This is a genomic window from Actinacidiphila paucisporea (genome assembly GCF_900142575.1).
Classification (GTDB): domain Bacteria; phylum Actinomycetota; class Actinomycetes; order Streptomycetales; family Streptomycetaceae; genus Actinacidiphila; species Actinacidiphila paucisporea.
Genome location: NZ_FRBI01000009.1, coordinates 35,178 through 49,361, shown reverse-complemented (window position 1 = coordinate 49,361; position 14,184 = coordinate 35,178). Strand labels below are relative to the sequence as shown.

11 protein-coding genes are annotated in these 14,184 nt (G+C 73.3%); 4 read left to right on the top strand and 7 right to left on the bottom strand.

The window, feature by feature from the left end:
• The first annotated feature begins 28 nt into the window (after positions 1–28).
• The 4 genes from BUE44_RS15570 to BUE44_RS15555 all read left to right on the top strand — a co-directional run bounded on the left by BUE44_RS15570 (position 29) and on the right by BUE44_RS15555 (position 4,025).
• Complete coding sequence (locus BUE44_RS15570; protein ID WP_073498596.1) at positions 29–1,624, top strand: DHA2 family efflux MFS transporter permease subunit; 1,596 nt, start codon at positions 29–31, stop codon at positions 1,622–1,624.
• The gene (locus BUE44_RS15565; RefSeq protein WP_073498594.1) at positions 1,621–2,232 is read left to right on the top strand and encodes an acyl-CoA-like ligand-binding transcription factor; all 612 of its coding nucleotides are present in this window, start codon (positions 1,621–1,623) and stop codon (positions 2,230–2,232) included. The genes BUE44_RS15570 and BUE44_RS15565 overlap by 4 nt, the downstream gene beginning before the upstream one ends.
• A gap of 116 nt (positions 2,233–2,348) precedes the next feature.
• A complete protein-coding gene (locus tag BUE44_RS15560) occupies positions 2,349–3,080 on the top strand; it encodes a GNAT family N-acetyltransferase (protein WP_073498592.1) in 732 nt (243 codons plus the stop codon).
• Between the two features lie 24 nt (positions 3,081–3,104).
• Positions 3,105–4,025: an NADP-dependent oxidoreductase gene (locus tag BUE44_RS15555; RefSeq protein ID WP_073498590.1), complete on the top strand. Its 921-nt coding sequence runs from the start codon at positions 3,105–3,107 to the stop codon at positions 4,023–4,025.
• Positions 4,026–4,146: 121 nt separating this feature from the next.
• On the opposite strand, the gene BUE44_RS15550 is transcribed toward BUE44_RS15555, so the two are convergent.
• From BUE44_RS15550 to BUE44_RS15520, 7 genes are all read right to left on the bottom strand, one after another.
• Entirely contained in the window at positions 4,147–5,181 is a 1,035-nt protein-coding gene (locus tag BUE44_RS15550; RefSeq protein ID WP_073498587.1) for an aldo/keto reductase, read from the bottom strand.
• Positions 5,178–9,089 (bottom strand): ABC transporter ATP-binding protein, encoded by a 3,912-nt coding sequence (locus BUE44_RS15545; RefSeq protein ID WP_073498585.1) that lies wholly within the window; start codon positions 9,087–9,089, stop codon positions 5,178–5,180. The genes BUE44_RS15550 and BUE44_RS15545 overlap by 4 nt, the downstream gene beginning before the upstream one ends.
• Positions 9,086–10,471, bottom strand: coding sequence for an LLM class flavin-dependent oxidoreductase (locus tag BUE44_RS15540; protein ID WP_073498583.1), 1,386 nt, complete (start codon positions 10,469–10,471; stop codon positions 9,086–9,088). The genes BUE44_RS15545 and BUE44_RS15540 overlap by 4 nt, the downstream gene beginning before the upstream one ends.
• Complete coding sequence (locus BUE44_RS15535) at positions 10,455–11,306, bottom strand: ABC transporter ATP-binding protein (protein WP_079189774.1); 852 nt, start codon at positions 11,304–11,306, stop codon at positions 10,455–10,457. The genes BUE44_RS15540 and BUE44_RS15535 overlap by 17 nt, the downstream gene beginning before the upstream one ends.
• Complete coding sequence (locus BUE44_RS15530) at positions 11,282–12,169, bottom strand: ABC transporter permease (protein WP_073498580.1); 888 nt, start codon at positions 12,167–12,169, stop codon at positions 11,282–11,284. The genes BUE44_RS15535 and BUE44_RS15530 overlap by 25 nt, the downstream gene beginning before the upstream one ends.
• Positions 12,166–13,233, bottom strand: coding sequence for an ABC transporter substrate-binding protein (locus BUE44_RS15525; protein ID WP_073498578.1), 1,068 nt, complete (start codon positions 13,231–13,233; stop codon positions 12,166–12,168). Before BUE44_RS15525 ends, BUE44_RS15530 begins: the two co-directional genes overlap by 4 nt.
• Positions 13,234–13,305: 72 nt before the next feature.
• Complete coding sequence (locus tag BUE44_RS15520; RefSeq protein ID WP_073498576.1) at positions 13,306–13,809, bottom strand: flavin reductase family protein; 504 nt, start codon at positions 13,807–13,809, stop codon at positions 13,306–13,308.
• Positions 13,810–14,184: the final 375 nt, after the last annotated feature.

The following is a 14,184-nucleotide window of genomic DNA, read 5'->3' as shown; positions in this document are numbered from 1 at the left end:
TTACAGAGTCGACCCCCAGGAGGCCGTCATGTCCGTGCCCGCGCCCGCTCCTCCCCCGCTCGCGAACTCGCCCCGCCGCTGGTGGGCGCTGGCCGCCCTGACGCTGAGCGTGCTGATCATCGCCCTCGACGGCACCGTCATCACCGTGGCGCTGCCCACCCTGTCGGGCGAACTGGGCGCCGACAGCGCCCAGTTGCAGTGGATCAACGGCGGCTACCTGCTGGCGCTCTCGGTGGCGATGCTGCCGGTGGGGCTGCTCGGCGACCGCTACGGCCACAAGCGCGTCCTGATCGGCGGCATCGCGCTGTTCGGCCTGGCCTCGCTGGCCGGCACCCAGGCGGGCTCACCGGGGCAGCTGATCGCCGTGCGGACCGTGCTGGGACTGGCCGCGGCGATGATCATGCCGGTGTCGATGGCGGTGCTCCCCCGGGTCTTCGGCCCGGCCGAGCTGCCCAAGGCGATCGGCGCCTGGACCGCGGCCACCGCGGTGGGCATGCCGGTGGGCCCGCTGGTCGGCGGCTGGCTGCTCAACCACTTCTGGTGGGGCTCGGTCTTCCTCTTCAACGTGCCGGTGGTGGTGCTCGCGCTGATCGCCTGCGTCTGGCTGCTGCCCGCCGACCGGGCCCGGGAGCGCGGCCCCGCCGTGCCGTTCGACACCGTGGGCACGGGGCTCAGCGCCGTGGGCATCACGGCGCTCGTCTACGGGACGATCCTGGTCCCCGACGACGGCTGGGGCAGCCCCCGGGTGCTGGGCGGTGTCGTCGGCGGCGCGCTGGTGCTGGCGGTCTTCGCCTGGTGGCAGCAGCGGTGTCCGCACCCGCTGGTGGACACGCGGCTGTTCGCCGACCCGCGGTTCCGCTGGGGCACGCTGATCGCGGTCTTCGTGAACTTCGCGCTGATGGGCATCATGTTCGTCGTCCCGCAGTATCTGCAGGAGGTGCTCGGCCACGACGCGCTCGGCACGGGCCTGCGGATCCTGCCGCTGATCGGCGGGCTGATGGCCGCCGCCACGCTGGGCGAAACGCTGGTGCCGCGGCTGGGCACGCGGGTCGTGGTGGCCGCGGGGCTGCTGGTCTTCGCCGCGGGCACCCTGGTCGGCGCGGCCACCGGCACCGGCGACGGATACGCGTACGCCGCGCTGTGGCTGACCATGACGGGCTTCGGCTTCGGCCTCGCCGTGGTGCCCGCGACCAGCCTGGTGATGGCGTCGCTGCCCGCGCAGGCCTCGGGACGCGGCACCAGCCTGCTGGAGACCGTGCAGCAGGTCGGCGGGGTGCTCGGGGTCGCCGGTCTCGGCAGCCTGCTGAGCGCGGGCTATCTGGCCGGGCTGAGCACCGGGGGGCTGTCCCGCCAGGACGCCGACGCGGCACGCGACTCGGTGAGTGGGGCCGGCGCGGTGGCGGCGCGGCTGCGGGACCGCGACCTGACCGCCTCGGCGCACCACGCCTTCGTGCACGGCATGAGCCTGGCCCTGCTGGTGTGCGCGGGGATCGCCCTGGCCGGTGCCGTGCTCGCGGCCCTCTTCCTGCCCGCGCGGGGCGGGAGGACCGGGGCCGGCGACGCGGTCCCGGCCGCGCGGGAGGTCGCCACATCCCCCGCCGAGCACGGACAATCGCTGGCATGAACGCCAAGGAGACCCCGACCGCGCCGGAGATGGGCCTGCGGGAGCGCAAGAAGCTGCGCACCCTGGAGACCATCAGGCGCGAGGCCTACCGCCTCTTCGCCGCCCAGGGCTACGAGGCCACCACCGTCGACCAGATCGCCGCCGCGGCCGAGGTCTCCCCCAGCACCTTCTTCCGCTACTTCCCGACCAAGGAGGACGTGGTCCTCAACGACGAGTACGACCCCGCGCTCGTCGAGGCGCTACGGGCCCGGCCGCCCGGCGAGCCGATCATCGACTCGATCCGGCACGCGCTGACCGACTCCCTCGGGCGGCTGATCGAGGCCGACCACGACGAGCTGCTGCTGCGGACCAGGCTCGGCTTCACCGACCCGGCCATCAGGGCGCGTTCCTGGGACGAATTCCAGCGCACCCAGGACGTGGTGGCCGCGGTGATCAGCGAGCGCACCGGCCGCGACCCGGACGACCTGGACGTGCACTGCGCCGCGGCCGCCCTCATCGCGGTGTCGACCGCGGTGGTACGCCACTGGGTGCAGCGGGACGGCGAGGTGGACCTGGTCGCGCTCTACGACCGGCAGTTCGCGCTGCTCGCCGAAGGCGTGCGGTTCTGACCCGCGGGCGCAACGGCGTACTTACGGGGGCCGGAACGGGATTTTCCCGCGGCCCGAACGGGTTGGCCCCAGTGAGCGCCACGCAGCCGGCGCAGAAACGGAGCAGCACCGCGCCCATGTCGACCCGCCTTGAGTCCTCCCAGCCGCCGTCGCACCCCGGCACCGCGGAACCGCACGTGCTGGACAACGCCGTGTGGTCCGCGCTGAACGGCCCGCACCGGCACCTCGCCGAGACCACCGGTTCCGCCGCCCGGTACCGGACCGACGTGTCGCCCTTCGTGGCGATAGCCGATCCCGCGGAGCCGCAGAGCTGGGCGGATCTGGCCGACCTCGCCGGCCCGGGCAATCCCGTCGCGATCACCGGGGTGTCCTCGCTGCCCGCCCAGTGGTCGACCGGCCAGTCCGCGCAGGGCGTCCAGATGGTGGCGACCGCGGTGCACGCCCGCACCGACTCCGAGGCCGTGCCGCTGGGACCGTCCGACGTGCCCGAGATGCTGGAGCTGGTCGCCCGGGCCAAGCCCGGTCCCTTCCTGCCCCGCACGATCGCGATGGGCGCTTACTACGGCATCCGCCGCGAGGGCCGGCTGGTCGCGATGGCCGGGGAGCGGCTGCGGCCGCCCGGCTGGACCGAGATCAGCGCGGTGTGCACCGACGAGCAGCACCGCGGCCAGGGGCTCGCCACCCGGCTGCTGCTGCACACCGCGGCCGGGATCGGCGCCCGCGGCGACACGCCGTTCCTGCACGCGGCCGCCGTCAACACCGGCGCGATCCGGCTCTACGAGACGCTCGGCTTCACGCTGCGCCGCGGCGTCCACTTCCACTTCCTCCAGGTCCCCGGCGACCGCTGAACCCGCACACGCGAGGAGCACCGCATGCCCACCGCCTACCTCCACACCGCCTTCGGCGGCCCCGAGACCGAGACTTTCGCGGACCTGCCGCGACCGGTGCCGGGGCCCGGCCGGCTGCTGATCGCGGTTCGGGCCGCGGGCGTCAACCCCGTCGACTGGAAGCGACGCGACGGCTACCAGCGGGCCGGCGCCGCGCCGACCGTGCTGCCGTCGGTCTTCGGCAGCGAGGCCGCCGGCGTGGTCGAGGAGGTCGGGCCCGGCGTCGAGGGCTTCGCGGTCGGCGACGAGGTCTTCGGCGGCACGGACACCGGCGGCTACGCCGAGCTGACCCTGCTGCCCGCGGCCGGCACCGCGCACAAGCCGGCCGCCCTGTCCTGGACCGACGCGGCCACCCTGCCGGTCGCGGCCGCCACCGCCTACGACGCCCTCGTCCAACTCGCCCTGCCAGCGGGCGCGACGCTGCTCGTCAACGGCGTCGGCGGCGGCGTCGGTGTCGCCGCGGCCCAGATCGCCCGGCACCGCGGTCTGACCGTCATCGGCACGGCCAGCGCCGCGAAGCGGTCCTTCGCGCAGTCCCTGGGCGTGATCCACGTGCCCTCGGGCGAGGGCGTCGCGGACCGCGTCCGCGCGGCCGCCCCCGGTGGCGTCGACGGCATCCTCGACCTGGTCGGCGGCGACTCGCTGCGCGAGCTCGCCGACCTGCTCGCCGACCGTTCCCACCTCGTCAGCGGCGCGGACAAGGCGCTGGCCGCGTCGCTCGGCGGCAGCGCGATCGTCCGCGCCCGCACCGGCGCGGTGCTCTCGGCGGTGGCCGCCCTGGTTGTCGAGGGCGCCCTGGACCCGTACGTGACGCGCACCTTCCCGCTCGCCGAGGCGGACAAGGCGCTCCGGGCGGTGGAGCAGGGTCACACCCGCGGCAAGATCGCCCTCACGGTAGACCGGTAGACCGCTTCCCTGCGCCCCTGAAAACGCTCACCCTCCTGCACGAAGGGCCCCTGGCAGGAGCCAACGCCTGGTCGGCGGATGGCGGGAGGCCCAAAGGGGCGCGGGGGGCAGCCCCGGGGGGTCAGACGGCGCGGCGGCGGGTGGCCGGTTCGGTCAGCGACGGCGGGGTGTAACCGGCGTCGCGGGGCGACAGGTTCGTACCCGGCGGCACGATCGCGTCGATGCGGTCGAGCACCTCGCGGTCCAGGGTGATCTTGTCCGCGCCCAGCTGGCTCTCCAGCTGGGCGAAGGTCCGCGGACCGATGATGGCCGAGGTGACGGCGGGGTGCTGCAGCACGAAAGCCAGGGCCAGTTGGACCAGGGTGAGGCCTGCCTCCTCGGCCAGCGCGGCCAGCGCGTCGGCCGCCGCGAGCTTCGCCGCGTTCTCCGCCGCCGTGATGTCGAAGCGGCCGGGCTGGCGGTCGGCCCGGCTGGAGGCCGGTTGCGGGACGCCCTTGCGGTAGTGGCCGGAGAGCCAGCCGCCGGCGAGCGGGCTCCAGGAGAGCACCGCGAGGCCGTAGCGCTGGGCGACGGGCAGCACCTCGCGTTCGATGCCGCGGGCCAGCAGCGAGTAGGGGGGCTGCTCGGCCACCACCCGCTCGCGCCCGCGGCGTTCGGCGATCCACTGGCCCTCCACGATCGCCGACGGCTCGAAGGTCGAGGTGCCGATGTAGCGGATCTTGCCCTGCCGGACGAGGTCGGACAGCGCGCCGAGCGTCTCGTCGAAGTCGGTGTCGGGCTCGGGCCTGTGCACCTGGTAGAGGTCGATCCAGTCGGTGCCGAGCCTGCGCAGGCTGTTCTCGACCTCGCGGACGATCCAGCGGCGCGAGTTGCCCTGCTCGTTGGGGTCGGAGCCGAGGCTGGCGTGGAATTTCGTGGCCAGCACGACGTTGTCCCTGCGGCCGCCGGCCAGAGCCTTGCCGACGATGGTCTCGGACTCGCCGGCCGAGTAGGCGTCGGCGGTGTCCACGAAGTTGATGCCCGAGTCGAGGGCGTGGTGGATGATCCGGGCCGCGTCGGCGTGGTCCGGGTTGCCCCGGGGGCCGAACATCATGGTGCCCAGGCACAGCGGGCTGACCTGGACGCCGGTGCGTCCGAAGGGGCGGTACTGCGTCATCGTGCTCTCCCGTTGACGAGATGGTCGGGGGTGGGGTCGGGGCGGAGCGCCGCGGCGGGGGCCAGCTGGTCGACGCCGGCGGACGCGCCGGTCTGCCGGAAGGCGTCCCAGAGCCTGCGGTAAGGGCCCTGCGCGGCAAGCAGCGCGGTGTGCGTACCCGTCTCGACCACGGTGCCGCGGTCGATGACCACGACCCGGTCGGCGCGGGCGGCGGTGGTCAGCCGGTGGGCGACGACCAGCGTGGTGCGCCGCCGGGTCAGCGCGTCGGTGGCGGTCGCGACGCGGCTCTCGGTGGCCAGGTCCAGCGAGGCGGTCGCCTCGTCGAGCAGCAGGATGTCGGGGTCGACCATTTCGGCGCGGGCCAGTGCGATCAGCTGGCGCTGACCCGCGGACAGGTTCCTGCCGCGTTCGCCGACCGGCTGGAGGTAGCCGAGCGGCAGCGCGGCGACCATGTCGTGGGCGCCGACCGCGCGGGCGGCGGCCTCCACCTCGGCGTCGCAGGCGCCGGGGCGGCCGTAGGCGATGGCGTCCCTGACGGTGCCGCTGAAGAGGTGCGCCTCCTGCGGCACCACGCCGAGCCTGGCGCGGAATGCCGCGAGGTCGAGGCCGCGCAGGTCGTGCCCGTCGACCAGGACCGCGCCGGACGTGGGGTCGTAGAAGCGGGCGATGAGCTTCATCACGGTGGACTTGCCGGCGCCGGTGGCTCCGACCAGGGCGACGGTCTCGCCGGGGGCGATCCGCAGCGAGACGCCGTGCAGCACCTCCTGGCCGCCGCCGCCCGCGTAGCCGAACGACACCCGGTCGAAGGCGATCTCGCCGCGCAGGGCGGTGACCGGCAGGGGGGAGGCGGCCGCCGGGGTGCCGGTGGGGGTACGCATCAGGGTGCGCAGCCGGCCGAGGCCCACCACGGCCTGCTGGTAGCCGTCGAAGACCTGGGAGAGCTGCTGGATCGGGGAGAAGAACAGGTCGACGTAGAGGAGGAAGGCGATCAGGGTGCCGGCGGTGAGCGCCCCGGAGCGGACCTGGCCCGCGCCGACGGCGAGGACGGCGGCGGCGGACAGCACGCCGAGCAGTTCCACGAAGGGGAAGAAGGTGGCGATGTAGCGCTGGGCGCGCAGCCGGGAGTCGCGGAAGGCCCAGGCGAGCGCGGCGAAGTCGCGGGCGTTGCGCTCCTCGCGGCGGAAGGCCTGGGTGACGCGGATGGCGGTGACGTTCTCCTGGAGGCAGGCGTTGACGGCGCTGATGCGTTCCCTGGCCTCGTGGTAGGCGGGCACCGAGCGGCGGCGGAAGAGCGCGGTGCCGCCGATCAGCAGCGGCAGCGCGCACAGCAGCACGACGGCCAGGCCCGCGTCGATGACCAGCAGGGTGACCAGGACGCCGACCACGGTCAGCAGGCTGACGACCGCGGTGATCAGGCCGGTCTGCAGGAAGTTGGACAGCGCGTCGACGTCGGTCGTCATCCGCGTCATGATCCGGCCGCCCAGCTCGCGCTCGTAGTAGTCCAGGCCGAGCCGCTGGAGCTGCGCGTAGGTCTTCACCCGCAGCGTGTAGAGCAGGCGTTCGCCGGTACGTCCGGTGGTGCGCGTCTGGGCGACGCCGACGACCCAGTCGGCGCCGACGACGGCGGCGGCCGCGCCCGCGGCGGCCAGCAGGGCGGCGCCGGAGTGCCGGGCGACGCCGTTGTCGACGCCGTGCCTGACCAGGATGGGCACCGCTATCTGCGCGACGGCGTCCGCGGCGACCAGCAGCAGCCCGAGCAGCAGTGGCAGGCGGAAGGGGCGGATCAGCGCCCGCAGTCCGAAGTGCGGGTCCGCGGCCCTGGTCTGGCCGGCGGGCACGTCGGGGTCGGCGTCGGGCAGCGGCATCCTGGCGAGCCCGTCGAGCAGTTCGGGGGTGGGCGGTGCGGCGCCGAGCACGGAGGCGCCGGGCCCGCCGCGGCCGCGGCCCGCGGTGGCGGAGCTGATGGCCATCGCCTGGGCGGCCTTGAGGTCGGCGTCGTCGCTGCGCCGGCCCGCGGGCGTGGCGGTACGCCGCCACAGGCGGGCGGTCACGGCGGGCAGCGCCGGCTCGTCCCCGGCGTCCGGTACGTGCTCGGCGGGCGCCGCGGCGCCGGCCGGTGCGGGTTCGGTGACCTCGGCGGCGGACAGCAGGCTGCGGAAGAGCGCGGATCTGGAGCGCAGTTCGTCCATGGTGCCGGTGTCGACCACCCGGCCGCCGTCCAGTACGGCGATGCGGTCGGCGAGTTCGAGGGTGGACCTGCGGTGCGCGACGATCAGGGTGGTGGGCCTGCGGGTCGCGGTGCGCAGGCCGGTGTGGATCTCGGACTCCACGCGGGCGTCGATCGCGGACGTGGCGTCGTCGAGGATCAGCACGGCCGGGTCGCCGAGCAGGGCGCGGGCCAGTGCGACGCGCTGCCGCTGCCCGCCGGACAGGGTCAGGCCCTGCTCGCCGACGACGGTGTCGTAGCCCTGCGGCAGCCCTCCGACGAATTCGTCGGCGCGGGCTGTCCGGGCGGCCCGGGCGATCCGCTCGTCGGACACGTCGGGGTCGCCGTAGGCGATGTTGGCCCGCACGGTGTCGGACAGCAGCAGGCTCTCCTCGAAGACGTAGCCGATGGCGCCGCGCAGCGAGTCGAGCCGCAGGTCGCGCACGTCGGTGCCGCCGACCTTCACGGAGCCGGACGCGACGTCGTAGAAGCGCGGCAGCAGGGCGGCGGCGGTGGACTTGCCGGAGCCTGCCGGGCCGATGAGGGCGACCGTCTCGCCGGGCGCGATGTCGAGGGTGAAACCGCGCAGCAGCGGCTGGCGCCCGTTGCCGTACCCGAACGTGACGTCCTGCCAGCTCAGCGCGGGTGGTCCGGCGGGCAGGTCGGCGGCGCCGGGGGCGTCGGTGACGGCCGGGGCCTCGTCGATGACTTCCAGGACGCGTTCGGTGCCCGCCCTGGCCTGCTGCCAGACGGTGAGCAGGGTGGCGACCTGGCGGACCGGGGTGACGAACGAGCCGAGGTAGCTGGTGAAGGCGAGGAAGGTGCCGAGCGAGATCCGGCCGTGCAGGGCGAGCCAGCCGCCCAGCGCGAGCACCGCGACCTGACCGAGTGCGGGGACGGCCTGCAGCGCGGGCGTGTAGCGGCTGGTGTAGCGCACCACCCGCAGCCGTGAGGAGAACAGCAGCCTGGCCTTGCCTTCCAGGCCCGCCAGTTCGCGTTGCTCCTGCCCGAAGCCCTTGACGACCCGGACACCGCTGACGGCGGCCTCGACGGTGGAGGCGACCTCGGCGGCCTCCTGCTGCGCGTGCCAGTTCGCCGGGAAGAGGTCCTTGCGGCTGCGCAGCGCGATCAGCCACAGCAACGGGCCGACGACCAGCGCCACCACGGTCAGCAGCGGGGACAGCAGCGCCATGAAGACCAGCGAGACCAGGAACATCAGGGCGTTGCCTGTCATGTTCGGCAGGAACTGCAGCAGCGTCTGGATCAGGGTGATGTCGGAGATGGAGCGGCTGACGATCTGCCCGGTGCGCAGGTCGTCCTGCTGGGCGCCGCCGAGCCGCAGCAGTGCCGCGAAGGCGTCGTTGCGCAGGTCGTACTGCACCCCGAGCGACAGCCGGCCGGCCCGGTAGCGGCGGGTGTAGCCGGCCGCGAACCGGGCCAGGCCGAGTCCGGCGAGCAGCGCGATCCACCAGCCGAGCGGGCCGCCGGCGCCTCCCGCGACGGCGTCGACCACATGCCGCAGGACCAGCGGCAGCACCGCGGTGGCGACCGCGGCGACCACCGCCCCGGTGAAGGCGGCGAGCAGGTCGCCCCGGTGCCGCAGGCAGTAGCCGCCCAGCCGGCGGACCCAGCCGGGAGGCGGCACGGCCGGGCCGGCCGCGGTGGCGGCCGGCCCGGAGGTGGTCGTTCTACAGCCCGTCACGAAACCTCCGAGAGTGCGATGCCGAGGTGCCCGGCACTGGCGTCGACGGTGTCGAAGAGGCGGTTGGCGGGGCGCGGCAGCCCGTAGTGCTCGCGCAGGGTGCGGCCGGTGTACTCGGTGCGGAACAGGCCGCGCTCCTGGAGGATCGGCACCACCCGGTCCACGAACAGCTCGAGTCCTGACGGCAGCACCGCGGGCATGATGTTGAAGCCGTCCGCGGCGCCCGCGGCGTACCAGTGCTCGATGGTGTCGGCGACCTGCTCGGCGGTGCCCGCGAAGGTGCGGTGGCCGCGCCCGCCTCCCAGCCGGCCGATCAGCTGCCGTACGGTCAGCCGCTCGCGCCTGGCCAGCTCCACGATGAGGGTGAAGCGGCTCTTGGCGCCCTCGATCTCGTCCTCGGAGGGGATGTCGTCGGGGAGTTCGCGGTCCAGGTCCAGCGTCGCCGGGTCGACGCGCAGCGTCTTGGACAGCTGCGTGACCGCGAACTCGGGCCGGATCAGCCGGTCCAGCTCGTCGTCCAGGGCCCGCGCCTGCTCCTCGGTGTCGCCGATGACGGGCACGATGCCGGGCAGGATCTTGATGCCCTCGGGGTCGCGGCCGAAGCCGACGGCGCGCTGCTTGACGTCCTTGGCGAAGGCGATGGCCTCTTCAAGGGTCTGCTGCGCGGTGAAGACCGCCTCGGCGTAGCGGGCGGCGAAGTCCTTGCCGTCCTCGCTGGAACCGGCCTGCACCAGCAGTGGGTAGCCCTGCGGGGAGCGCTGTACGTTCAGCGGTCCGTCCACCCTGAAATACGTACCCTTGTGCTCGAACTTGCGCACCCGGTCGGCGCGGGCGTGGACGCCCGACTCCTTGTCGGCGATGACCGCGTCGTCGGCCCAGCTGTCCCACAGCTTGGTGGCGACGTCCACGAACTCGGCGGCCCGCAGGTAGCGGTCGTGGTGCAGCGGGGTGTCGTCGAGGCCGAAGTTGCGGGCGGCGTCGGCGCCCGCGGTGGTGACGATGTTCCAGCCGGCGCGGCCGCCGGAGACGTGGTCGACGGAGGCGAACCTGCGGGCCAGGTTGTAGGGCTCGTTGTAGCTGGTGGAGGCGGTGGCGATCAGCCCGATGTGCTCGGTGACGGCGGCGAGCGCGGTCAGCAGCACGGTGGGTTCCAGCTTGTTGGCGGGGCGGCGCCCCGGGTCGCCCATCAGGACGGGGCTGTCGGCCAGGAACAGCGAGTCGAGCTTGCCGCGTTCCGCGATCCGCGCGAGGTTCTGGTAGTGCGCGATGTCGGTGCCGCCGGAGGCGGGGCTCTCCGGCAGCCGCCAGGCCGCCTCGTGGTGCCCGACCGACATCAGGAACGCGTTGAGGTGCATCGGTTTGCGGTCAGTCCTGCGGGTCATGGGGGTCCTTGTCCTTGAGCGGGCGCCCGCCCGGAGCGGGGAGGTCGGCGGGCTGCGGGTCGGGGTGTACCGGGTCGGCGGAGCCGTCGGGCTGGTGCACGCCGAGCGCGGCGAGCAGCGTGTCGCGGTATTCCTGGAAGCGCGGGTCGCGGCGGCTGCGCGGGGTCGGCAGGTCCACCGCCAGGTCGACCGCGATCCGACCGTCCTCCAGGACCAGCACGCGGTCGGCCAGTTCGACGGCCTCGTCCACGTCGTGGGTGACCAGCAGCACCGCAGGACGGTGCCGCTCGTACAGCTCCCGCAGCAGGTCGTGCATCCTGATCCGGGTGAGGGCGTCCAGTGCCCCGAACGGCTCGTCGGCCAGCAGCAGTTCGGGATCGCGGACCAGGGCGCGGGCCAGGGCGGCGCGCTGCTGCTCGCCGCCGGAGAGCTCGTGCGGCCAGGACCGCTCGCGCCCTTCGAGGCCGACCTCGGCCAGCGCCTTGGCGCCGCGCTCCTTGGCGTCCCTGCCGCGCACGCCGAGCACCACGTTGTCCAGCACCCGCAGCCAGGGCAGCAGCCGGGAGTCCTGGAAGGACAGCGACACCCGCTCCGGCACGTGCAGTTCGCCGGAGCCCGCGACCCCGTGGTCGAGCCGGGCGACCGCGCGCAGCAGGGTGGACTTGCCGGAGCCGCTGCGGCCCAGCAGCGCGGTGAACTCGCCCTGGCCCAGGGTCAGGTCGATTCCCTTGAGCACGTCCCGGTCGCCGAAGGAGCGCACCAGGCGGGTGGTGCGGACCGCGGCGGCGCGGACCGCCGGGCGCGGTGCGGTCAGTCCGCCAGTGTGCGTCGCCATGACAGCACCCTCCGTTCCGCGGCGCGCACCAGCGCGTCCGACACGAATCCGAAGACTCCGTAGACGACCAGGCCGACGATGATCACGTCGGACTGGGCGTAGAGCTGGGCCTGGAACATCATGTAGCCGAGGCCTTTGGTGGCGTTGACCTGCTCGACGACCACCAGGCCGAGCCAGGACGCGGTGACCGCGAGGCGCAGGCCGACGAAGAAGCCGGGCAGCGCGCCGGGGACCACCACCTTGCGGATGAACTGCAGCCGGCTCAGGTCCAGGCTCTCGCCCAGCTCCACGTACCTGCGGTCGATGCCGGTGAGCGAGGCGTAGGTGTTGATGTAGACGACGACGGTGACCCCCAGCGCGATCAGGGTCACCTTCATCTCCTCGCCGATGCCGAGCCAGAGGATCATCAGCGGCAGCAGGGCGAGCGACGGGATGGCCCGCTTGACCTGGAGGGTGCCGTCGAGCAGGTACTCGCCGACCCGGCTGAGGCCCGCGGCGACCGCGAGCAGCACGCCGGCGAGCACCCCGAACAGCAGGCCGAGCCCGGCGCGTTGCAGCGAGACGGCCACATTGCTCTGCAACCGCCCGCTCTTGATCAGGTCCGCGGCGGTGGAGGCGACGGCGCCGGGTCCCGACAGGATGCGCGGGTCGAGATAGCCGGTGGCGGAGGCGGCCCACCAGATCAGCACGACCAGCACGGGACCGGTCAGCCGGGCGAAGGGGACGGCCTTCCCGGGGCCGAGCCGCCGCCGGGTGCCGGTCGCCGTGGTGGCGGGCCGAAGCTCCCGTACGGTGGGGAACGGCTGGGCACGGTCCTTGGCGGCGGGCTCGGCCGTCCGCACCTGGGGCAGGATGTCGGTCATGACGCCACCTGATATTTCGCCGGTACGGCCCGCGCCGCGAGCCCCTCGAAGCGGCGGTCGAAGAGCGTCTCGGCCTTGATTTTCGGTACGAAGCCGCCCTCGGCCATCAGATCGGCCGTCTCCTGCTCCCAGGCGATGGCCTTGTCCCAGCTGCGCGGGAACTGCGGCTGCTCGAGCGAGGAGACGATGCGCCGGCCGGCCGCGGCGGACACGCCCTGGTCCTTGACGTAGTAGCTCTGGATCCACTGGTCGGTGTTCTCCCAGGCCCACACCAGGCCCTTGGCCCACAGCGGGATGAAGCTGCGGATGGCGGCGACCTTGGCGTCGTCGTTGAGGACCTCGGTGGGCGCCCACAGGATCGCCAGCAGGTCGACCACGTCGGTGGCGACCGCCCGGGCGCCGTCCTTGCCGTACTGGCCCAGGTATTTGGTGAGCGACGGTTCGGCCAGCGGCGCCACGTCGACCTGCTTGGACTGCAGCGCGGTCAGGAACTGCGTGCTGGGCAGCGCGATCAGCTGGACGTCGGAATTGCGCAGCCCCGCTTCCTTCAGGGCGCGCAGCACCACGACGCCCTGCGCCTGGCCCTGGGAGAAGCCGATCTTCTTGCCCCGGAAGTCCTTCGCCGAGGCGATGGCGTCGCCGGAGCCCGGCGCGGTCGCGAAGCTGTAGATGGGGTGGTCGCGGGTCTGGACGGCGACGATACGGGCACCGACCTTGATGGCCTCGGCCTGGATCGGCGGAATTCCGGCGTTGCTCGCCAGGTCGATGGAATGGGCGCGGAATCCCTGGATGACGTCGGGCCCCGCGGTGAGGTTGGGCCAACTCGACACCGTGAAGGGCAATTGCTTGTCCAGGCCCGAGTCGGCCAGTTGCAGCTGCGAGGTGTGAATGGATATCGCGAGTTTGGTACCGGGCGGCGGCGCCCCCGAGGGGAGTCCGCGGGTCGGGACGGTGTCGATCGACGCGGCCGAATTCCGGGAGCAGGCGGCGAGGAACGCGGCTCCGCCCGCGAGGGCGAGAAACGACCGGCGGGGGACGAGTCGGGCGATGGGACGTGCGCTCATGTGAATTCCTGGTGAGAGGCCGGAATCGTCGTCCGGTCGCTGGTCGGGTGGATGGTGTGGATACGTGGCCGGTCAGAGGGAGTGGTAGCCGCCGTCGTGGAAGACCAGCGGGGCGCGGGCACCGCCGGTCCAGGAGTCCTGGACCCGGCCGATGACGACCCGGTGGTCGCCGGCCGGCACGATCTGTTCCAGGTCGAGCCGCAGCCAGCCGGTCACCCCGTCGAGCACGGGTTCGCCGTCCGGCAGCCGACGCCACCGGGTGGGCTCGGCGAAGCGGTCGATCCCGCTGGTGGCGAAGGTCCTGGCGAGCTGTTCCTGGTCGGAGCCGAGGAAGTTGACCACCGCGCTGCGGGCCTGCCCGACATGCGGCCAGGACGACGCGGTGACGCCGATACCGAAGGACACCAGCGGCGGTTCGAGGGACAGCGAGGTGAGCGAGGTCGCGGTGAAGCCGGCCGGACCGCTGCCGGCGTCCACGGTGACGACGACCACGCCCGCGGGGTGGTTGCGGAATATCTGTTTGAACCGCTCAGGGGCGATGCCCGTGGCGGGAAGCGACGGCACGGTGATGGTCAACGTCTCCCCCGATTTACCTGGGTGGGGCGGAATGTGCGCAGCAGAAAGCACCGCGTCGACGGGCCGCACGGCCTTGTGCGGCACCCTGCGGGCGCGGCTGTTCACACAGTGGAATACGACGGAAATGCAGTGGGATTTTCGTTATGCGGGCGGCGCGAAGATTACGCGGCCCGGCGGGCGCCCTGGCGGGAACGGCGCGGACAACACGCACCGGCGGCGCTGTGGCGACAACAGGAAAGCGTCGGGCTCTGCGCCCGCTCCGGATTCCGCTGCTGACCGTTCATGTTTCCATTCTCGCGTCCGTGCCGTGCCCGGGTCAACAATGCAACTGCCTGAATTAAGTCGGTTACCGCGGCGGTCCCGACGGCGGTTCCG